Genomic DNA, 21758 nt, shown 5'->3' on the forward strand with positions numbered 1-21758 from the left:
TTCAATTGGTCAGTTTGTTTTGTATTTGAAAGAAACCTTAGCCAGTTCTTCGTTTGCTTTTACGATTTTCTTTTTAAGATCTTCCTTATAGGCTGCAAGCTTATCTTGAAGCTGTTCGTCTCCGACGGCAAGCATTTGGACTGCCAGGATACCGGCGTTCAAAGCACCGTTGATGCCGACAGTGGCAACCGGGATTCCCGGAGGCATCTGTACGATGGCCAGCAAAGCATCCATGCCGTCGAGCGTCGAATTGATAGGCACACCGATCACGGGGACTGTCGTCATCGAAGCGATCACACCGCACAGGTGGGCAGCCATACCGGCAGCCGCAATAATCACTTTGATACCGCGGCCTTTGGCTCCTTTGGCGAATGCTTCCACCTCGGCAGGCGTACGATGGGCGGACAGGGCGTGCATTTCGAACGGGATCTCCATCTCGTCGAGCAGCTTGGCCGCTTTTTCCATTACGGGCAGATCCGAAGTACTGCCCATGATAATACTTACTACAGGTGTCATTTCGCAATCATTTGTTCGTATTCGGCAGCAGACATCAGTTCATCCAGTTCGGAAGGATCTGAGATGGAGATCTTGATCAACCATCCGTTGCCATAAACATCTTCATTCACCAGTTCAGGTTTGTCATCCAGCTCGGCATTCGCTTCGATCACCTCACCGCTTACCGGCATGAACAGGTCTGAAACGGTCTTGACTGCTTCGATTGTACCGAAAACTTCTTCTTTGGCAACGACTTCGCCTTCTGTCGTGATGTCGACGAAAACGATTTCACCCAGTTCGCCCTGAGCGTAATCAGTAATACCAACGTAGGCTACATTGCCTTCTACACGGATCCATTCATGATCCTTTGTGTACTTTAAATCTGCAGGAAAATTCATAATTTTAGTGTTTTTATTAGATGAATAAATAGATATAACTCAAGAATGAGGCTACAAAGGTACATATAAATCCGAGACAAAACCCGGCATATACCTGCATAGGAGTATGCCTTTTCAGAAAGATGCGCGAAGTACCGACCAGTCCCGCTATTATGATCACGATGATAAAGGCCCAGTAAGGGTTTATCAGGTGGATACGAGCCACGCCCATAATACCGCCCAACAACCCGCCTATCCCGATCGCATGGGCGCTGATCTTCCAGAAAAAGTTGACGAGCAGCGCTAAGATTAATGCCACACAAGCACCTAACAATAAGGAAATAAACCAGAACGGCAACATCATCTTATACATATAAAAAGCGCAGACCATGATCGACGTGATAAAGATCAGATAGGGAACCACGCGCTCATGCCGGTCCGACAACTCCATATCGACCGCCGCCCCGTTTTTTACCATCATAAAGATGAAAACACCGGGGATAACCGCCGTGGACAGGAATGCTCCGCCCGCGAGCAACAACTTCATTGCCGGCGGATAGATTGCCAGATACGTGAAGGTGAGAGCCAGCACGACTCCATACGTCACCATCAGCAACGGATGGAACATACCGGATATGATATTTGAAAATAACCTCATGACGCTTCAAATTTATATTTCTTTTCTGAGCCGTGCAACCGGAATGCCCAATTGTTCGCGGTATTTGGCTACCGTACGGCGGGCGATGATATAGCCTTTCTCTTTCAGGATGGAGGCCAGCTCCTCGTCGGTAAGCGGTTTACGCTTGTCCTCGCCGTCGATATGCTCTTTCATTATCTTCTTCACCTCGCGGGTGGAAATTTCTTCGCCGCTGTCGGTCTGCATCGATTCGGAGAAGAAATATTTGAGCGGATAGATACCGAAATTCGTCTGCACGTACTTGCTGTTGCTCACACGCGAGATCGTCGAGATGTCGTATCCGGCCTGTTCCGCCACATCTTTGAGGATCATAGGCCGCAGGGTCGCTTCATCGCCGGTGAGGAAGAAATCGCGCTGCAAGAGGATGATCGTTTCCATCGTGCGCTGCAAAGTCTCCTGACGCTGCTTGATGGCATCGATGAACCACTGGGCGGAATCGAGTTTCTGCTTCACAAACTGGACGGCTTCCTTCATCTGGGCTGTCTGGTTCGCCTTGTTGCCGGCATAATCCTGAAACATCTCCGCATATTCGCGGTTGATGCGCATATCGGGAATTCCCCGGTTGTTCATGCTCAGGATCAGTTCGCCGCCTACCGCTTCCACTACAAAATCAGGAATGATCTGGCTCAAAGCTGTCTCCATAGAACCGCCCCAACTGGCGCAAGGTTTAGGATCGAGGGTCGTTATTTCACGGATGGCCTTTTTCAGCGCAGTTTCGTCGATATCCAGCCCTCTCATGATCTTGTCGTAATGCTTGCGGGTGAACTCTTCGAAAAAGTCGGTCAACATCCGGGTTGCCAACTCCGTCTCAGGTGTTTTTTCCCGGCGGGCCAACTGGAGCAGAAGGCATTCCTGAAGATTACGGGCTCCGACTCCTGCCGGATCAAAGTCTTGTATGATGGTAAGAACTGCCTCTATTTCTTTTTCCGTCACCTCCTGTCCCGCTTGAAACACCAGGTCATCGGCTATGGCGGACAGGTCACGGCGCAGATAACCGTCATCATCTATATTTCCGATGATATATTCGGCGATCTTCACCAACTTCTCCGGCAAATCCCGCAGTCCGAGCTGTTGGAGCAGATATTCGTTCAAGGATTCGCTGACCGAGAAGGGGACATCCTCTTTCTTCTCCGCCCGCTCGCTCAGCTCACGAAGTTTGTAATCGGGTATGTCGTCCTCGCTCATATAGTCACCGAGTGAAAGGTCGGTGTCTGTCTCGTTTCCTCCCTCCATCTCGTTAGATGCCAACTCCTCACCACCTTCGTCAGTACGGTCAAAGTCATCCGCAATTTCCTTTCCTTCTTCCAAAGCGGGATTGTCTTCCAGTTCATGCTTCACGCGTTCTTCCAGCTCTATGGCGGGGAGTTCCAGAAGCCGGATCAACTGAATCTGCTGCGGAGAGAGTTTTTGCTGTAACTTTTGTTGTAACTGTTGCTTCAACATAATCGAATTCAATAATGAAAGGACAATCAACCCGACCGTCCAATGTTAGAACATGCAAATATAACTTTTTACACCGAATGACCTCGACATACAAGATATAATAGTTCTAAAAGGAAGCATCGAACCGCTATGGTATGGTTCAATACGGCATATATGGAATACACCTGTTTGTTAAAACCGATAAGGGATGTTGTGGGAACAAGCCTCCGTCTTGATGCCTTACGCCCGGGATCCCGAATATTATTATTTCCAAAAACAACTCAAAATCAAAACTATTTTCTATTTTTGCGATCAGATAAAGAATCTGATATGACTCTTAAAACATCGCCATACGATCGGTTGCCCCGGGAAGAATTAATACGATTACTGGAAGCCAGAGATAATGAATCTGACAATGCCGAGGTTTGTATATCCTCGGAAACGCCAACTATCAAACGTATTATTTCTGAAGTCCTGGTGATCCTTTTCAACGAAGAGAACAAGCCTATCGAAAAAGCAATGAACTTGTTACTGGACTATTTCGTTGCCGATTGGGGCTACGTTGCCATCTTTGAGGAAGACGGGCTGACGGCCAATTTTACCTGTGAAGTGTTGAGTGAGTGGACAAAAATCCCTAAAGATGACCGGAATAAGTTGACGTACGACACGATCCCGTGGATTATCGACACCGTCAAAGCCGGACACGATATCGTGCTGGGAGATATTGCCGGCCTGCCCGCCGAAGCGGATATCGACAAAATCCTGTTGACCGAACAGCAACTGAAGTCCATGCTGATCATCCCGCTTACCTTCCATAATAAAGTACAAGGCTTCATCGGTTTCGATTCGATCCGGACGAGCCGTTTCTGGACAGCTTCGGAAGTGGAGGACATGCACATCATTGCCGGTATTTTCTCCATCATAATCGAGCGTTGGCAAACCAATAACAACCTGGAAGAGTCGAGAAAACGCATCTCCAAGCTGAGCACAAAGTTTCAGCAGTTTTTCAATAATCTGCCGATCGGGGTGGAGCTATACGATGCGGAAGGGAGCCTGATCGATATAAACGACGCCGACACTAAAATCTTCGGCAGCTCCCGTGAACAGTTGTTAGGAGTCAACCTGTTCGAGAATCCGGCCGTCCCTGAGAAAATCCTTAATCAGATCAAGAGAAAGAAGGCATTCAGTTTCCCGCTTGCATACGATTTCAATTGCATCCGGGATTCCCGCTACTATCGTTCCGATATTTCCGACCAGACCAAATACCTGATGGTGAAAGGAATCGGGTTGAACGACCGGGAGTTCGGACATATCGGCTATTTACTGATCATCTCCGACGAGACGGAAAATCAGGCCAAAGAGGAGCAGACGCAAAACAACCTGGCGATCCTCAAGGCCGTTCTCTTGTCCGGCCATTCCCTTATTGTCGAATATGATATCGAAAAGAAGGAATTGTTTGTCAATCCGCTTCTGAACGAAACACCGGAAGATAACAAGCTTTTCAACTACTTGAGAAATAATAAGTATATGACGCTCGAAGGCGTACAGCGGATTGTCCGTTCGGCCGATAATGTCAACCAGCTTTTCCAGGTGATAGAAGGGAAGCAGGATCATTGCAGCTTCGAATGCCGTACCGCCATCGAAAACGAAACGATCTGGATCCGTATCAACGCGCAGGCTTATAAGACGAAAGGAAGCAAGCGGCAGAACAAAATGATCTGCCATGTCACCAACATCACCGAAGAAAAGCTGTTGGAAGAGAAACTGCATCATGCAGAATACGAAACCCGGCAGTCGGAACTGGAGATACAGAAGGTACGCGAGGCGGACAAGCTGAAATCCGCCTTCCTTGCAAATATGAGCCACGAGATCCGGACACCGCTCAACGCCATTATCGGATTTTCCAATATTCTCGCCGAGACTGAAGATAAGGAAGAAAAAGAAGAGTTTGTCAAAATAATCAATAAGAACAGCGACCTGCTCCTGCGCCTGATTACCGATATCCTGGACTTTTCCAAAATAGAAGCGGGTATCTTAGATTACTCGCTTGCCGACGCCAGCCTGAAGGAGATCTTCCATGAGCAGTATCAGGTGCACGCGTTGAAAATGCCCGAAGGTGTTTCCCTGATCTGCGACTTCGACGCGCTGCCGGACATCCTCGTCCATACCGATCCGAAGCGGGTCACGCAGGTGATCTCGAACCTGATCTCGAACGCTGCCAAGTTTACGGAGGAGGGAAGCATAAGGATTTCTTACCGCATCGTGGAAGGGCATGTGCTGATCGAAGTAATCGATACGGGCATCGGAATCCCGCTCCAGCATCAACTGACGATCTTCGACCGTTTCGTGAAAGTTAACTCGTTCAAGCAGGGAACGGGCTTAGGCCTGACAATCTGCAAAACCATCATCGAAGCCCTCAACGGGACAATCGGCGTCGATTCGAAGCCGGGAGAAGGCGCACGGTTCTGGTTCACGCTTCCCTACAACGGATAGCCTCTCGCGTTTGCAGCAGGACGGAAAGCAAAATCAATCCCAATCCGGCATAGAAAGCAAGGTTCAACTCTTTCGCCTCGCCGAAAAAGAGCATGGCCAGGATAATGCTATAGACTGGCTCCAGGTTATAACTCAGATTCACGGTGAATGCGGATACCTGTTTCAAGACTTGTATCTGCAAGAGATACAGCCCGATCGTGCAAACCAGCGAAAGCAACAACAGATAGAGGAAATTAGTCATCCCCGGCAAGATCGTCTCCACCGGAAAGAAATGCAAATGGAACGGCAGCAAACAAGTCAGTCCTAAAAAGCCGCCAACCATTTCGTAAAGCAACATCATGCTGGAGGCGTGCCGTACGCCCACTTTCTTGTTCGTGATGGTGAAAAGGGCCGCCAGTGCCGAAGATATCACGCCTATGATGATTCCCGTCCGGTAACGCGTGTCGAACTGGAAGATCAAAACGATGCCGCACACGGTCACCATACTGAACAAAAGCTCTTTTGCCGATACCCGCCGCCCGATGATCAGTGGCTCCAATAAGGCCGTGAAGAAGCCGACCAGCGAAAAGCAAACCACTCCGATCGAGACATTGGCCGCCTTGATGCTTCCATAGAAGAATACCCAGTGAAGCCCTAACAGCAGCCCGGTTCCTGCTATTTTCAGCACTTCGCGAAAGGAAGTCCGCTTCAACTTCCCGCTTCCCCAAAGGATCAGAAAGAGCATAACGGCAGCAAAAAGCATGCGATACCAGACGAGCAATCCCTCATTGAGTGTGATCAACTTCCCGAACAAGCCGGTAAAGCCTGCTAAAAGAATCGAAATATGTAGTTTTATGAATGCTTCTTTCATCTTCCCGCCATTATTCCGCAAAGATACGTTTTTCCCCTGAAAGGCATTCCTCTGACCGGCCGTAACCGGGGCAACCGCCCCCCCCCATAACTATGCCGATCGCGTTTCCTTAGCAGGGAACTACAGTTTCCTCGGCAGGAAACCGGCGTTCCCCAGGCAGGAAACTGTAGTTCCCTCGGCGGGAAATTCTCGTTTCCTACCGTAGGAAACTGCAATATGCTATACAATAAGCGTTTGCAAACATTATCAGTAGCGGAAACTTCCGCCTCCCAAAAACTCGCGTAAAAGGGAAGTACCCGGAAGCCCGACGTCGGGGATATAATTGAAGTAGCGGAGGAAACGGAGCAGACGATACGCCTCGGCATTCTCCGGATCGCATTCGCGCACTTCGCCCAGGATCGGTTCGGCTTCCTTGCGCAGGGCGGCCAGCTCATACAACATGGCGCTGTTGAACATCGCATCCGCGTTCTCCTGATACGGGAATATCCATTTGTCCTCGCCCCGGCGCACACTGGGCCAACGGGCAATCGTGTCACGGGCGGAATATCCGCGGAACCGGTAATCGCGGATGATGCGGCGCAAGAGGCGGTTGTCGGTCGTCGGAATCCAGTTGTGGTTATCCAGCGAGATGGAAGTCAGCACGGACACGTAGATCCGGTATTTGTATCGATCCTCGATCATGGAGGTCAGTTCGGGGTTCAAGGCGTGGATGCCTTCTATCACCAGGACGGAGTTTTTGTGCATCTTCAGTCTCTTTCCTTTGAAAACGCGGCGGCCTGTTTCGAAATCAAAGCTCGGCACATCGATCTCTTCGCCTGAGAGGAGTTTCTGCAATTCACTGTTGAAATAAGGCAGGTCGAGCGCATACAGCGATTCGAAGTCATATTCGCCGGATTCGTCCTTCGGCGTATCTTCACGGTTCAGGAAGTAATCGTCCAGTGAAAGTCCGACCGGATGGATCAGGTTGGTAATCAGCTGGACTTCCAACCGTTTGCAGAAAGTCGTTTTACCCGAAGAAGACGGTCCGGAAATCAGCACCATGCGGATGCCGTTGTCGTAGCGGGCGGCAATCTCTTCCGCGATCTTGGCAACCTGCTTTTCCTGCATGGCTTCGGAGACCATAATGACTTCGGATGCCATGCCTTTCTCTATCGCCCGGTTCAGGTCTCCGACGTTGTCCAATCCGACCGTGCGTTGCAGGGTCAGGTGTTCCTTGTAAACCTGGAACATTTTATCCTGGCGGATGACCGGTTCCAATTCCGCCGGATTCGCCCTTTGAGGCACGCGCAGCAACACGCCGTCGAAATAGGGAACGAGGTCGAAATGCCGGATATAGCCGGTGGAAGGCGTCAGGCAACCATAGAAGTAATTGATGTAGCCGTCCAGTTCGTAATAGGACGTATAAGGCATACCGGCGCTTTCGATCAGGCGGGCCTTGTCGTTCATGCCTCTTTCGCGGAACAGGACGGCGGCATCGACCGTGCGGACCGTCTTCAAATGAAAAGGAAGGTCGGCGTCGATGATTTCACGCATCCGCTTCTTGATTTTGCCGATCGTCTCCTCGTCTATGTCTTTGCCGTTGTGGATGACGCAATAGTAGCCTTTCGAGATGGGATGCTCCAGGTTCAGGGTTGCCGAAGGGAGCACGTCGTTCACCGCTTTCGAGAAGATATGGCAAAGGGAACGGACGTATGTCCGCATTCCCGAAAGCTCGGAATAATCGACATATTCAATGTCTTTCGGATGCCAGCAACGGAAGGTCAGCCCTTCTGTTTTATTATTTACCTGCGCATTCATCGGGCGTAACCGGAGCGGTGCGCCGACCAGCGAATAGATGTCCAACAGCGAAGAACCCATCGGCACTTCTCTATAAGTATTGTTATTTTTGCAATAAATTGTAATAGTTTCAGACATGGTATCTCAGTTATTATTTATACTTTTGTCCCCTAAAGTTAGGAATATTAATCGGATATACATCCACTTAAACGTATTTTAAATGGACTATTCATTTTTTGATTTTCTACGCCTTATAGGTTCCCTGGGGTTGTTCCTGTATGGTATGAAGATCATGAGCGAAGGTCTGCAGAAGTTTGCGGGGGACAGTCTGCGCAGGATTCTGACGGCCATGACGACCAACAGGGTTACCGGTGTTCTTACGGGGGTCTTGATCACCGCCCTGATCCAATCATCGTCCGCCACTACGGTCATGGTGGTCAGTTTCGTAAACGCCGGCCTGCTCACCCTTACCCAATCCATCGGAGTCATAATGGGAGCCAATATCGGTACGACCGTTACCGCCTGGTTGATCTCGGCTCTCGGATTCAAGGTCGATATTGCGGCTTTCGCCCTTCCTTTACTCGCGTTCGGTATTCCGCTTTTGTTTTCCGGGAAAAGTTCACGTAAATCGATCGGAGAATTCATATTCGGTTTCTCTTTCCTCTTTATGGGGCTTCAAGCCCTGAAAGCCAATGCTCCGGATCTCGGAGCCAATCCGGAGATGCTTGCCTTCGTGCAGAATTATGCCGATATGGGCTTTTTCTCTATCATCCTCTTCCTGTTTATCGGGGCTATCCTGACCATGATCGTGCAGGCTTCTGCTGCAACGATGGCCATCACGTTGATTATGTGTGCCAACGGGTGGATCGACTATCAATTGGGTGTGGCGCTCGTATTGGGTGAGAACATAGGAACGACGATCACGGCCAACCTGGCGGCTTTGACCGGTAACACGCAAGCCAGGCGGGCGGCTTTGGCGCATCTTGTCTTTAATATATTCGGCGTGATCTGGGTACTGATTCTGTTTTATCCGTTCACCAATGCCGTTTCCTGGTTCGTCACGAACGTGATGCGCATTTCCGATCCATCGGTGGCAGTCTCTTTCAAGCTGGCGGCTTTCCATACGGCTTTCAATATCAGCAATACGTTCATCATGATCTGGTTTGTCGGGCTGATCGAGAAAACAGTCCGGTTCCTTATCAAAGGCAAGAAGGAGGAAGACGAAGAGTACCGCCTGCGCTATATTACGGGGGGTATGCTGTCGACCGCCGAACTTTCGATCTTGCAGGCACATAAGGAGATCACGTTGTTTGCCGAGCGTACCGGCCGTATGCTGGATATGGTGAAAGAGCTGTTCTACGAGAAGAACGAGGATGCTTTCCTGAAAACCTATAGCCGTGTCGAGAAATACGAAAGCATCAGCGACCGGATGGAGATAGAGATCGCCAACTATCTGACCTGCGTAGCTGAAGGCCGCTTGAGTTCGGAAGGTAAGGAAGAAATCCGCATTATGCTGCGTGCCGTATCGGAAATCGAGAGTATAGCAGATTCTTGCAATAACATGGCGCGAAGCATCAAACGCCGCAACGAGTTCAAATCGACATTCACAGACGAGCAGAACCATAATGTGGACCAGATGCTGGCACTTACGGAGAAAGCCTTGCATCGCATGATCGAGATACTGAAGAAGTCGGAGCTTGTGCGCGACGATGTCAACCCGTCTTACAACATCGAAAACGAAATAAACAATTACCGCAACCAGTTGAAGATCCACAATGTGGAAGACATCAACAACAAGAAATACCAGTATCAGGACGGTGTCTACTACATGGATATCATTGGTGAAGCCGAAAAGTTGGGCGACTACGTGCTGAATGTGGTACAGGCGGTTATCGAGAAGAAGATATAAGAATATTTGAAGCATTAAAGAACCAGGTTCGCGGATGACGCGGATGAAACGGATGAAAGCGGATTTTAATTATTTTATCCGTTAAGATCCGCCCGATCCGCGTCATCCGCGAACCTGGTTCTTTAGTGGGACATTTAGTTTCACACCTTCCAACAACCGAGCTGTTCTTTTATATTGGACTTGAGTGGATCACAGCGTCACACCGGATTTGAAGATTGCGATCTCCCTGTAGCCGTTCTTTTCGTTGTTAGTCGGGATGCCGCTTGCGATACCGATGATAAACCGGATAAAGCATTCACAAAGTTCCTCCATGCTTTTGCCCTCCAAAAGGGAGCCGGCATTGAAGTCGATCCAGTTCGGCTTGCGGGCATATAGATTGCTGTTGGTCGAAACTTTGACCGTCGGAACAAACGTTCCGAACGGAGTTCCTCTGCCGGTCGTAAACAAAACCAGATGACAGCCGGAACCGGCAAGGGCCGTACTGGCCACGAGGTCGTTTCCGGGAGCGCTCAACAAATTCAGTCCTTTTGTCTTTAGCCGTTCGCCGTAAAGCATGACATCCCGGACAGCAGAAGTTCCGGCTTTTTGCGTACAACCCAGTGACTTTTCTTCCAGGGTGGAAATGCCTCCCGCCTTATTACCCGGAGAAGGATTCTCGTAAATCGGCTGTTTGTTCTCTATAAAATAGGATTTGAAGTCGTTAATCAGATGAACGGTCTTCTCGAAGACGGCTTTCGATTCGCTCCGGTTCATCAGAATCGTCTCGGCTCCGAACATCTCCGGAACTTCCGTCAGGACAGTCGTTCCTCCCTGTGCTACCAGAAAGTCGGAAAAGACACCCAGCAGCGGATTGGCCGTAATGCCGGAAAAGCCGTCCGATCCTCCGCATTTCAATCCTACACGCAATTCACTTAAAGGAATATCCGTCCGCTGGTCGTGCGAAGCAATCGCATAGAGTTCCCGCAACAGTTCCATTCCCGTTTCCAGTTCATCGTCCACCTTCTGCGTTTCCATAAAGCGGATGCGTTCCGTATCGTAATCGCCAAGCATTTCCCGGAAAGCGCCGGCCTGGTTGTTTTCGCAGCCTAATCCGACAACGAGAACGGCGCCGGCATTCGGATGCAGGACCATGTCCCGCAAAATCTTCCGGGTGTTTTCATGATCGTCTCCCAGTTGGGAACAGCCATAGTTATGAGGGAATGCGACGATCGCATCGACTCCGGCGCCTTGCGTCTCCTCACGCAATTTGTCTGCCAGCCGGTGGGTGATGCCGTTGACGCAACCGACGGTCGGGATCACCCATATCTCATTCCGGATTCCCACTTCTCCGTTTTTGCGGCGATATCCTTTAAAGGAAAGCGGTTTTCCGGATGGCTGTTCCGGAATGGGCTGCGGATTGAATTCATACTCCCGTAACCCTTCCAGATTGGTCTTGATATTCTTTTCGTTCACCCAACTTCCGGCAGTGATCGTCTCGCGGGCATGTCCGATGGGAGCACCATATTTAACGATAAGGTCTTTCTCCTTAAAGTCCTGTAAGGCTACTTTGTGTCCTGCAGGGATATCCTGCAGGACGACGATCGTTTGACCGTTGATGTCCAAAGTTGTACCGGCCTGTAAATCCTTTACGGCGACAACGACATTGTCTGCCGGATTTATCTGTATATAAGTCCGCATCAGCAAATTTCTTTAACGACATTAAGCATTCCTTTTTCTTCAATGGCATCCAGGAACCCTTTTACCATACCGGTCAATCCCGGAATGCGGTTCAGGTCTTCCCCCCAAATGGAAGTCGCTGCCAATACGCCTTCGGCGACCTGTCCGGTCGAGCCGGTAGCCCAAAGGCCCTGTAGCAGTTGAAGGATTTCGGCGGAATCATTCGGCTCGGATCTTGTCCCGTCGGTACGGACATATCCCTTATAATAGGTAATAATGGCTGCCAAGCCTAACACCAGTCCTTGGGGCAACTCGCCTTTCCGTTCCAGATAGGTTTTCAAACCCGGCAGGTCGCGTGTTTCATATTTAGGGAAGGAGTTCAGCATGATGGAAACGACCGAATGGTCGACGAACGGGTTATTGAAACGCTCCATGACGTCATTGCCGAACTGCACCAGTTCTTCTTTCGGCAAATCCAATGTTTCCAGCAGTTCTCCGAACATCACCTTGCGGATATATTTCCCCAAAATATCGTGTTGGCAGGCATCCCGCACGATATTCACCCCGGAAAGCCAGGAAACGGGAGCCAAAACCGTATGAGGGCCGTTCAAAAGGGTCACCTTCCGCTGGTGGTAAGGCTCCTCGCTCGGAACAAACAGCACATTCAAGCCTGCCTTGTCTGCCGGGAACTCGTGGGCAACCGATTCGGGCGCTTCGATTACCCATAAATGGAATATCTCCGCCTGCACGACCAGATTGTCGTTATATTGCAGTTTCTCTTTGATCGAATCGATCTCTTTACGCGGGAATCCCGGAACAATACGGTCGACCAGCGTCGCATATACACCGCAACAGTCCGTAAACCAGGCTTTGAAATCTTCTCCTAATTGCCATAAATCGATATACTGGTAAATGGTTTCTTTCAGCTTATGCCCGTTCAGGAAAATCAATTCGCATGGAAAGATAATCAAGCCTTTGTCTTTGTCTCCGTTAAATGTCTTGTAACGGTGATAAAGCAATTGTGTCAGCTTGCCCGGATAGGAAGAGGCAGGCGCGTCCTCCAACTTGCATGCCGGATCGAAGGCGATTCCTGCTTCCGTCGTGTTTGAAATGACGAAACGCATCTCCGGCTGTTCCGCCAGTTGCATAAAAGCGGAAAAGTCCGCATAAGGATTCAACGCACGGCTTATCACATCGATCCGGGTAAGGCTGTCGACCTTTTCGCCTTTGTCCAACCCCTGAAGATTGACATGGTACAAGCCATCTTGTGCGTTCAACATGCCGACCATCCCCCGGTCGATGGGCTGGACTACCACGACACTGCTGTTAAAATCTACTTTCTCGTTCATTTTCTGGATAATCCAATCCACGAATGCACGGAGGAAATTGCCTTCGCCGAACTGGATGATCCGTTCCGGATACAGCATTTTGCCGGCAGTTTTTTCATTCAACTCTTTCATTTTAATCTTAATTTAAAATCTGTTCATTAATGGCAATCAGAGCCGATTATATAAATTCGGGCTCTAATTTAAAGGAAATCTCGGATTTATTTAGTATGTTTGCATAAAACTTATCCATAACTGGCAAGAACAGGCTTTATTTATACCATGAAACATTTTCTTATTAACACATCTGTTTTACTATCTATTTTAATTATGACGACATCCTGCTCACCTAAGGTCGAAATGATTCCGGCAGAGTTGGCTTATCAGGCTGAAGCGACTACCGGAGAAGGTTCTATCTGGCATCCCGAACGTCACACCTTATTCTGGGTGGATATTGAAGGGCAAACATTATACGAATATCATCCCGATACAAAAGAATGCAGTTCCTGGAAATTCGATCGTATGGTATCGACGGTGGTTCCCGAAACGGACAGTACGGTTATCATAGCCCTGCAAAATGAAATCGTACGGGTAAACCTGCATGACGGACATACCACTTCTATCGCTCCGATACCGGACGAAAACGGAAAAGTGCGCTGCAACGACGGTAAATGCGATCCTGCCGGACGTCTATGGATCGGGACGATGGGGTTCGGTGCGCCTAAAGATGCCGGGACCTTATATGCTGTTTCGCCTGCCGGAACCGTCACTGAAAAACTGGAAAAGGTCACGATCTCAAACGGGATCGTCTGGTCGTCCAATAAGAAGTTCATGTACTACAACGATACGCCGACCGGCAAAGTAGCCCGCTACCGCTACGATGCCGACAACGGAGAGATCCTGTTCGACGGTATAGCCGTTACTTTGCCCGATGGAACGGGAGCGCCCGATGGTATGGCAATCGACAGCGACGACCACCTCTGGGTTGCCCAATGGGGCGGTTATGGTGTCTATTGCTACAATCCTTACACAGGAGAGTTGCTGGCAAAAGTAGAGGTGCCGGCGCCTAATGTCGCTTCCTGCGCTTTCGGAGGCAAAAAAATGGATACGCTTTATATTACAACGGCTCGTGCAGGATTGTCCGAAGAGCAACTTCGGGAATACCCGTTAAGCGGCAGTGTATTTTGTTGCAAACCGGGGGCTAAAGGTGTAAGGGCCAACTGTTTCGGGGAATGAAATCTCCCGAAGATTATTTATCACAAATGTAAACAGCTTCTCGAAATTTATTGTTTACTTTGTAAAACATTGAAAAAGAAATATGACTAAGAATAAATCTGAAAAGAAAAGTAATAAACCGGGGAAGAAGAAAAGCAGCTCCAAAGGTGAAAACAAACGGATGAAAAAAGAGGTTATGATCAATGCCATCATCGACGTTTTCAAGTCTTCTCCCAAAGAACCTTTTAACTATCGACAGATCAGCAGTCTGATAGGAGTAACCAATCAGGTGCAGAAATTGCAGGTGGTGGATATCCTGTACGATCTTTCTTCCGATAACTTCATATCCGAGATAGATCGGGGTCGCTACCGTTATAACGATTGGGGAACGACTGTTGTCGGGACCTTTATGCGCCGTCAGAATGGCAAGAACTCTTTTATTCCCGAAGATGGGGGAACGCCTATTTTCGTGGCAGAGCGAAACTCCGCACATGCGCTTAACGGCGATAAGGTAAAAATACAGCTTCATGCCAAGAGAAAAGGAGCTGATCCGGAAGGCGAGGTTATCGAGATATTGGAGAGCCAGCGACGCTCGATCACCGGAAAGCTACAGGTAACCAGAGGCTTTGCGTTTCTTATTACGGAAGACAAGACGCTCGCAAACGACATCTTTATTCCGAAAGACAAGCTGAAAGGCGGCAAGACCGGCGACAAAGCAATCGTCCGTATCACCGAATGGCCGGAAGAAGCCAAGAACCCGCTGGGTGAGGTGGTCGATATCTTAGGTGCTGCCGGTGACAACAATGCGGAGATGAACGCTATCCTGGCTGAGTTCGACCTCCCGTATAGCTATCCGGCCAACGTTGAAAAGGCTGCGGAAAGGATATCGGAAACTATCTCTGAGGAAGAAATTGCCAAACGTGAGGATTTCCGTAACATCACGACTTTTACGATCGACCCGAAAGACGCTAAGGACTTCGATGATGCCCTTTCCGCCCGTAAGCTGGAAAATGGCAATTGGGAAATAGGCGTCCATATCGCCGACGTGACCTATTACGTCAGACCGGAAAGCCTGATAGACCGGGAGGCTTTCAGTCGTGCGACATCTATTTATCTTGTGGACCGCACCATCCCGATGCTGCCGGAACGTTTGTGCAATCAGATCTGTTCGCTCCGGCCGGATGAAGAAAAACTTTGTTTTTCCGTGATTTTCGAGCTGAGTAAGAATGCCGAAGTCCGACAATCCCATATCACCCGTACCATTATCAAGAGCGACCGCCGCTTCACTTACGAAGAAGCTCAGGCTGTCATCGAGACGGGAGAAGGTGAATATAAAGAAGAAATCCAAGCACTTAACGGCCTGGCGCAAAAACTGCGCGACCGGCGTTTCAAAGACGGGGCAATCGCTTTCGACCGTTACGAAGTCAAATTCGACATAGACGAGACCGGTAAACCGTTAGGAACTTATATCAAAGAATCGAAGGAAGCCAATAAACTGATCGAAGAATTCATGTTATTGGCAAACCGTACGGTCGCCGAGTTCGTCGGATTGAGCAAGAATAAGACAAAGAAAACGTTCGTCTATCGTATCCATGAACAGCCGGATGCTGAGAAACTAAAAGACTTTTCCGCATTCATCAGCCGCTTCGGTTATAAGATGCGTACGGAAGGGACGAAAACGGATATCTCAAAAGGGATTAACAAGCTGCTGGATAGCGTACAAGGTAAACCGGAAGAGAATCTGGTGGAGACGCTGGCCATCCGTTCCATGCAGAGAGCCCGTTATACGACGGATAATGTCGGCCACTATGGGCTGGCAATGGACTATTACACACACTTCACTTCTCCCATCCGCCGTTATCCGGATATGATGGTGCACCGTTTGCTGGAACGCTATCTGTCAGGCGGTCGTAGTGTGATAAAGAGCAAATATGAGGATTATTGTAAACATTGTTCCGATATGGAAGTGTTGGCTTCAAGTGCTGAACGCGCTTCTATCAAGTACAAGCAGGTCGAGTTTATGAAGGATAAGTTGGGGCTGGTATTCGACGGAACCGTGTCTGGTGTCGCCGAATGGGGGTTGTACGTGGAACTGAATGGAAACAAATGCGAAGGGCTTGTTCCGATTCGCGACCTCGATGACGACTTTTACGAGTTTGACGACAAGAACTATTGCCTGCTCGGACGTAAAACAAAGCGTATTTACCGATTAGGAGATGCCATCACGGTGAGAGTGGCACAAGCTAACCTGGAAAAGAAACAACTGGACTTTGCACTGGTCTGAACAAATGACAATTGATAATTGACAATTGGTCCGGGCCTTGGCCGGTTCGTTACATCTTAAATTGTCAATTGTCAATTGTTCATTGCCTTGCTCATTGTCAATTCCAGAAGATAAGTCCTGCCATTCCACAGGCTATCAATCCCAATCCTAAAAGAGCATAAAAGATACGGGCGCCTTTGCGTCCCAGCCACTTGACGAATGTCATGGCTCCGCTGGTCTGGAAATACCAGTCGAGATTCAGGATCGCAGCGATAATCGAGAATGCCCCTAATGCGATAAAGAGTATCAGGATAAAATATTCGGTAGGTTCCATCTTACTTCACTTCTACGGTGCGGGAACCGTCCGGGTTCTCTGTAATGGCGACTTCCACAACGTCACCCGGCAATAATTCTTCGATCTTTTCCGGCCATTCGATAAAGCAGAGAGCACCGCTATAGAAATAGTCTTCCGTGCCTATATCTTCCGCTTCACTTAGTTTGTTGATACGGTAGAAGTCAAAATGATAGATCAGTTCACCGGTTTCGCTGCTGCGATATTCGTTGATAATGGCGAACGTTGGGCTGTTGATGACATCCTCTACGCCTAACTCTTCGCAGATAGCCTTGATAAAAGTGGTCTTCCCGGCTCCCATATCGCCCCGGAAAGCGAAAACGGTACGGTCGTCCATTTCGGCAATAAACTCTTTGGCTGCTTGACGGATCGTATCTAAACTTTCGATTTTAATTGTACGCATAACTTTAATAATTGACAATTGGCAATTGACAATAGACCATTCAGAAAGAAAGAGAATCGGTAACTGGCAACCGGCAATTGGTGTTTATGGTTGCAAAGTTAAAACAATTGTCAATTGTCAATTGCCAATTGCCAATTATTTTGCAGTTGCCGATTATTTTACTGTCATCGTGATGAAAGGAACCAACATTTCCTCCATCGAGATACCGCCGTGCTGGAATGTGTTCTTATAATAAGAGACATAATAATTGTAGTTGTTCGGATAAGCAAAGAAATCGTTGTTCATCGCAAAGATATATTTGCTGCTCAGGTTCGGGGATGGTAACCCCGCTTTGTCGGGAAAACGGATGTCAAACACGTCTTTCGGATTATAATTCAAGTTCTTGCCTACCTTATAGCGCAGGTTGGTGTTTGTATTCTTATCGCCTATCACCTTCTGCGGGTTATCGACGCGGATCGTACCGTGGTCGGTCGTGACGATCACTTTATACCCTTTTCCGGCAATGCGCTTGAAAAGTTCCAGCGTACCCGAATGTTGGAACCAGGAGCGTGTCAGGCTGCGATATGCCGCTTCGCTCTGTGCCAGTTCGCGGATCATCTTGTTTTCGGTACGGGCATGGGACAGCATATCGACAAAGTTCAGTACCACCACATTCAACTGGTTATGAAGCAGGGAAGGAACGATATTCAGCAATTTGTCGTTATACTGCGAATCATGTACCTTATGGTAGGAGAAGGTATATTTCTTGCGGAACCGCTCGATCTGCGTCTGGATAAGCGGTGCTTCGTTCAGGTTTTTCCCTTCCTCGCTGTCCTCGTCCACCCAAAGTTCCGGAAACATCTTTTCGATCTGCAAAGGCATCAGTCCGGAGAAGATCGAGTTGCGGGCATACTGTGTGGCGGTCGGAAGGATGCTGTAGTACAGGCTCTCGTCGAACGTATAGTATTCGGCAAGCAGATCTTTTACTTCGCGCCACTGGTCGAGACGGAAATTGTCGATCAGGATGAAAAAAACTTTATCTCCGTTGTCGAGCATCGGGAATACTTTCTTTTTAAACAAATCCGGACTCATCAACGGGCGGATATCGGGATTCTGAATCCAGTCCACATACTTCTTTTTGACAAATTTGCCGAATGCACTGTTTGCCTCCTGTTTCTGCATGCGGAGCATGTCGGTCATCGGTACCTGGCTGTTTTCCAGTTCGATCTCCCAATAGACGAGCTTCTTGTACACCTCCATCCAGTCGTCGGTCGTCAGCGAGTCGTTGATCTGCATGCCGATACGCCCGAACTCCTGCTGATAGCCGACAGTCGTCGTCTCGGATATGATTACATTCTTATGGACATTCTTCTTGATAGACAAGAGCAGTTGGTTCGGATTGACCGGTTTGATCAGGTAATCGGCGATCTTGTTACCGATAGCCTGGTTCATGATGCTTTCTTCCTCGCTCTTGGTAACCATGACGACAGGGACATCGGGATTGATCGCCTTGATCTGCGCCAATGTTTCCAATCCGGTCAGCCCCGGCATATTTTCGTCCAGGAAAATAATGTCGAACGACTCTTCCTTACAGCATTCGATGGCATCCTGCCCGCTGATTACCGGAATCACCTCATATCCCTTGTCCTGCAGGAAAAGGATGTGCGGCTTTAACAAATCTATCTCATCGTCTGCCCAAAGCACTCTGTCTTTCTTTGCTGCCATAGTTTTATCTTTCTTTTTTGAAAATGAACAAACCGGGTTCATCCCTACAAATGTATGATATTATAACGATATACCCCTTTATTTTGTATGTTCTTCCCTCATTTTTTAGGCTCTTTTGTATTACCTTTGTATAATATAAACGAGTTAACTATACACGTATGAGACTATCCGTATTTGCCCTGATCTGCCTGCTTCTTACTGCATGTGCCACACAGGAAAAAGGCCGTGAGAGAATATCTTTCAACAAGGAATGGCGCTTTGCTCTGACTGAAAAACAAGCCAATGCCTCCGCACCCGGTACGGATGACAGCGATTGGCGGGTCCTGAACCTGCCTCACGACTGGAGCATTGAGGCGGATTTCTCCCTCGATAACCCGGCGACTCCCGGAGGCGGTGCGTTGCCCGGCGGAACGGGATGGTACCGGAAACACTTCAAACTGCCGGAAAGCGACAAGGGGAAGGTCATCTATGTTGATTTCGACGGCGTTTACCGGAACAGTAAAGTCTGGCTGAACGGGCATTTGTTAGGTTTCCGCCCCAACGGGTATGTCTCGTTCCGTTATGACCTGACACCCTATCTGAATTATGGCAAGGAGGAGAATGTCTTGGTTGTACGGGCCGATAACAGCGAGCAACCTAACTCCCGCTGGTATTCGGGTTCCGGCATTTACCGGAATGTGTGGTTGGTGAAAACCGGACAAGTCCATGTGGACAATTGGGGGACGAACATCACTACTCCGGTCATGAATGCGGACAAGAGTACGGTCGAGATTGAAACGACTTTGAAAAACGAGGCATCCGATGTGACCGTGGAAGTTTCCACCCTGATACAAGACAAGGAAGGAAAGACCCTCTACCGGATATCCTCCCCGGCCGAGATAGCCGCAGGAGGAAAGAAAATGGTTACACACACGATAGAAATGTTCTATCCGGAACTATGGAGCGTCCGGAATCCTTATCTGTACACCGCCATAACCGAGGTGAAAGTCGGCAATAAACTGACGGACCGCTATCGAACCACATTCGGCATACGCAAGTTCGATTGGGACGAGCATACGGGATTCTCCCTGAACGGAGAACCGACCAAAATATTGGGCGTCTGCCTGCATCATGACCTGGGATGCCTCGGAAGCGCGGTCAATCCGAGGGCGCTCGAGCGTCAATTGCAAATGATGAAAGACATGGGCGCCAATGCCGTCCGCACCAGCCATAACCCCCCGGCACCCGAACTGCTCGACATCTGCGACCGGATCGGATTGCTGGTGCAGGACGAGGCTTTCGACATGTGGCGGAAACGGAAATCGCCGTACGACTATGCCCGATATTTTGACGAATGGCATGAAAAGGACTTGACAGACCAGATCCTGCGCGACCGTAACCATCCGTCCGTCTTTATGTGGAGCATCGGAAACGAAGTGCTGGAGCAATGGCAACATGCCGATGCCGACACCCTCAGCCTCGAAGCCGCCAACCTGATCCTCAATGCAGGCCATCCGGTGGATGACAAGATCTTGTCCGATACCGCCATGAGCGTACAAGGATTGATCGCTCATTCGCTGGCGGCGATCGTCAAGCGCCTGGACAAGACACGCCCTGTCACTGCTGCCAACAACGAAGCGACGCCGGGTAACCTGATCTTCCGTTCGAATGCGTTGGATGTATTGGGGTTCAACTATCACGAAAAGAATTACGAGCCGTTCCCGCAGAATTTTCCGGGCAAGACGTTGATCGTAAGCGAGTCTACTTCCGCCCTGATGACACGCGGCTACTACCAGATGCCCTCCGATTCGATGTATGTCTGGCCGAACACCTGGCGGGATCGTTTCGACCGCCCCGAACATCTTTGCTCGGCTTATGACAACTGCCATGTGCCTTGGGGTTCGACCCACGAGGTGACTTGGCGGGAAGTCAAGCGGTTGCCTTATGTTTCAGGTATGTTTATCTGGACGGGCTTCGACTATCTGGGCGAACCGACACCTTACTGGTGGCCGAGCCGTAGCAGTTTCTTCGGTATTGTCGACTTGGCAGGTATTCCGAAAGATGTCTATTATATGTACCAGAGCGAATGGACCGACACGCCGGTCCTTCATCTTTTCCCGCACTGGAACTGGAAAAAGGGAGAGACTGTCGATGTCTGGGCCTACTATAACCAGGCGGACGAAGTGGAGCTTTTCCTGAACGGCGAGAGTCTGGGTGTCAAGAGCAAGCCGGACGATGCTTTCCATGTCTGCTGGCGGGTTCCTTTTACGCCGGGTACGTTGAAAGCCGTTTCCCGCAGGGACGGCAAGGAAGTGCTTGCACGTGAAATCCGTACGGCCGGCGAACCAGCCCGGATCATGCTGATCCCCGATCGTTCCGCCTTGCACGCCGATGGCACGGATCTTTCATTCGTGACCGTGGAAATACAGGACAAAGACGGAAACTTGGTGCCGTATGCCGACAACCTTCTTCGCTTTACGGTCGAGGGGGACGGCTTTATCGCCGGGACAGATAACGGAGATCAGAATGATCCCGTCAGCCTCAAGAAACCGGAACGCCACGCTTTCTACGGAAAAGCAATGGCGGTCGTACAAAACACGGGCAAGGCAGGCGCCATCCGGTTGAAAGCTACGGCGGAAGGCCTGCCGGATGCAATCGTGGAAATAAAGGTAGGGGAATAAGAGGAACAGGGATTGGCTACATACCCTGTTAGTGCGGAATCCTCTGTCACTCTATCACACTTTACCATGCGAGTTCTGATAATCATAGTGCATAGGAGTGATAGATGCCGTATTTGTCTATCACTTATCTATCACTTATCTATCACTTATGTATCACTTAT

The 21758-nt window shown here is 49.3% G+C and carries 16 protein-coding genes; 5 read left to right on the plus strand and 11 right to left on the minus strand.

The genetic code is table 11. The annotated features are described in order from the left end of the window. Positions 1 to 9: 9 nt before the first annotated feature. The 4 genes from purE to rpoN are packed head-to-tail and all read right to left on the minus strand — an operon-like array spanning position 10 to position 3012. The gene (gene purE, locus ACW6QF_RS06630) at positions 10 to 516 is read right to left on the minus strand and encodes a 5-(carboxyamino)imidazole ribonucleotide mutase (RefSeq protein ID WP_293733066.1); all 507 of its coding nucleotides are present in this window, start codon (positions 514 to 516) and stop codon (positions 10 to 12) included. After that, on the minus strand, positions 513 to 893 hold the full coding sequence (gene gcvH / locus ACW6QF_RS06635; RefSeq protein WP_298553128.1) for a glycine cleavage system protein GcvH: 381 nt from the start codon (positions 891 to 893) through the stop codon (positions 513 to 515). The genes purE and gcvH overlap by 4 nt, the downstream gene beginning before the upstream one ends. Positions 894 to 909: 16 nt before the next feature. After that, positions 910 to 1530 (minus strand): hypothetical protein, encoded by a 621-nt coding sequence (locus tag ACW6QF_RS06640; protein ID WP_298553127.1) that lies wholly within the window; start codon positions 1528 to 1530, stop codon positions 910 to 912. Positions 1531 to 1542: 12 nt separating this feature from the next. Continuing rightward, complete coding sequence (rpoN, locus tag ACW6QF_RS06645) at positions 1543 to 3012, minus strand: RNA polymerase factor sigma-54 (protein WP_456087228.1); 1470 nt, start codon at positions 3010 to 3012, stop codon at positions 1543 to 1545. 309 nt (positions 3013 to 3321) lie between these two features. Between rpoN and ACW6QF_RS06650 the strand changes: the two genes are divergently transcribed. Then, positions 3322 to 5484 carry an ATP-binding protein gene (locus ACW6QF_RS06650; protein WP_456087229.1) on the plus strand — a complete coding sequence of 721 codons (2163 nt, stop codon included), beginning with the start codon at positions 3322 to 3324 and terminating at the stop codon, positions 5482 to 5484. Here the strand turns inward: ACW6QF_RS06650 and ACW6QF_RS06655 are convergent. After that, entirely contained in the window at positions 5462 to 6334 is an 873-nt protein-coding gene (locus ACW6QF_RS06655; protein ID WP_456087230.1) for a DMT family transporter, read from the minus strand. The two genes, ACW6QF_RS06650 and ACW6QF_RS06655, sit on opposite strands and share 23 nt — an antisense overlap. Positions 6335 to 6580: 246 nt before the next feature. Continuing rightward, on the minus strand, positions 6581 to 8248 hold the full coding sequence (locus tag ACW6QF_RS06660; protein ID WP_456087231.1) for a nucleoside kinase: 1668 nt from the start codon (positions 8246 to 8248) through the stop codon (positions 6581 to 6583). Between the two features lie 82 nt (positions 8249 to 8330). Between ACW6QF_RS06660 and ACW6QF_RS06665 the strand changes: the two genes are divergently transcribed. Then, a complete protein-coding gene (locus tag ACW6QF_RS06665) occupies positions 8331 to 10019 on the plus strand; it encodes a Na/Pi cotransporter family protein (protein ID WP_298553123.1) in 1689 nt (562 codons plus the stop codon). Positions 10020 to 10208: 189 nt separating this feature from the next. Here the strand turns inward: ACW6QF_RS06665 and ACW6QF_RS06670 are convergent, their stop codons facing one another. Both ACW6QF_RS06670 and ACW6QF_RS06675 read right to left on the minus strand, forming a co-directional pair. Further along, positions 10209 to 11696 (minus strand): UxaA family hydrolase, encoded by a 1488-nt coding sequence (locus tag ACW6QF_RS06670; RefSeq protein WP_456087232.1) that lies wholly within the window; start codon positions 11694 to 11696, stop codon positions 10209 to 10211. After that, positions 11696 to 13135, minus strand: coding sequence for a tagaturonate reductase (locus ACW6QF_RS06675; RefSeq protein WP_456087233.1), 1440 nt, complete (start codon positions 13133 to 13135; stop codon positions 11696 to 11698). The genes ACW6QF_RS06670 and ACW6QF_RS06675 overlap by 1 nt, the downstream gene beginning before the upstream one ends. Before the next feature lie 195 nt (positions 13136 to 13330). On the opposite strand from ACW6QF_RS06675, the gene ACW6QF_RS06680 reads away from it, so the two are divergent. Both ACW6QF_RS06680 and rnr read left to right on the plus strand, forming a co-directional pair. Beyond that, positions 13331 to 14236, plus strand: a complete 906-nt coding sequence (locus tag ACW6QF_RS06680; protein ID WP_456087234.1) for an SMP-30/gluconolactonase/LRE family protein — start codon at positions 13331 to 13333, stop codon at positions 14234 to 14236. Between the two features lie 82 nt (positions 14237 to 14318). Continuing rightward, a complete protein-coding gene (rnr, locus tag ACW6QF_RS06685; protein WP_456087235.1) occupies positions 14319 to 16499 on the plus strand; it encodes a ribonuclease R in 2181 nt (726 codons plus the stop codon). Positions 16500 to 16596: 97 nt separating this feature from the next. Here rnr and ACW6QF_RS06690 read toward each other — a convergent pair whose 3' ends face one another. The 3 genes from ACW6QF_RS06690 to porX all read right to left on the minus strand — a co-directional run bounded on the left by ACW6QF_RS06690 (position 16597) and on the right by porX (position 18937). Then, positions 16597 to 16812 carry an immunity 17 family protein gene (locus ACW6QF_RS06690; RefSeq protein ID WP_298553115.1) on the minus strand — a complete coding sequence of 72 codons (216 nt, stop codon included), beginning with the start codon at positions 16810 to 16812 and terminating at the stop codon, positions 16597 to 16599. 1 nt (position 16813) lies between these two features. Continuing rightward, complete coding sequence (gene tsaE / locus ACW6QF_RS06695; protein WP_298553113.1) at positions 16814 to 17233, minus strand: tRNA (adenosine(37)-N6)-threonylcarbamoyltransferase complex ATPase subunit type 1 TsaE; 420 nt, start codon at positions 17231 to 17233, stop codon at positions 16814 to 16816. A 153-nt stretch (positions 17234 to 17386) separates the two neighbouring features. Then, positions 17387 to 18937 carry a T9SS response regulator signal transducer PorX gene (porX, locus tag ACW6QF_RS06700; RefSeq protein WP_456087236.1) on the minus strand — a complete coding sequence of 517 codons (1551 nt, stop codon included), beginning with the start codon at positions 18935 to 18937 and terminating at the stop codon, positions 17387 to 17389. 158 nt (positions 18938 to 19095) lie between these two features. Here porX and ACW6QF_RS06705 point away from each other — a divergent pair, with 158 nt between their 5' ends. Further along, complete coding sequence (locus ACW6QF_RS06705) at positions 19096 to 21597, plus strand: sugar-binding domain-containing protein (RefSeq protein ID WP_456087237.1); 2502 nt, start codon at positions 19096 to 19098, stop codon at positions 21595 to 21597. The last annotated feature ends 161 nt before the right edge of the window (positions 21598 to 21758 follow it).

The sequence above is a fragment of the Parabacteroides sp. genome (assembly GCF_977054455.1).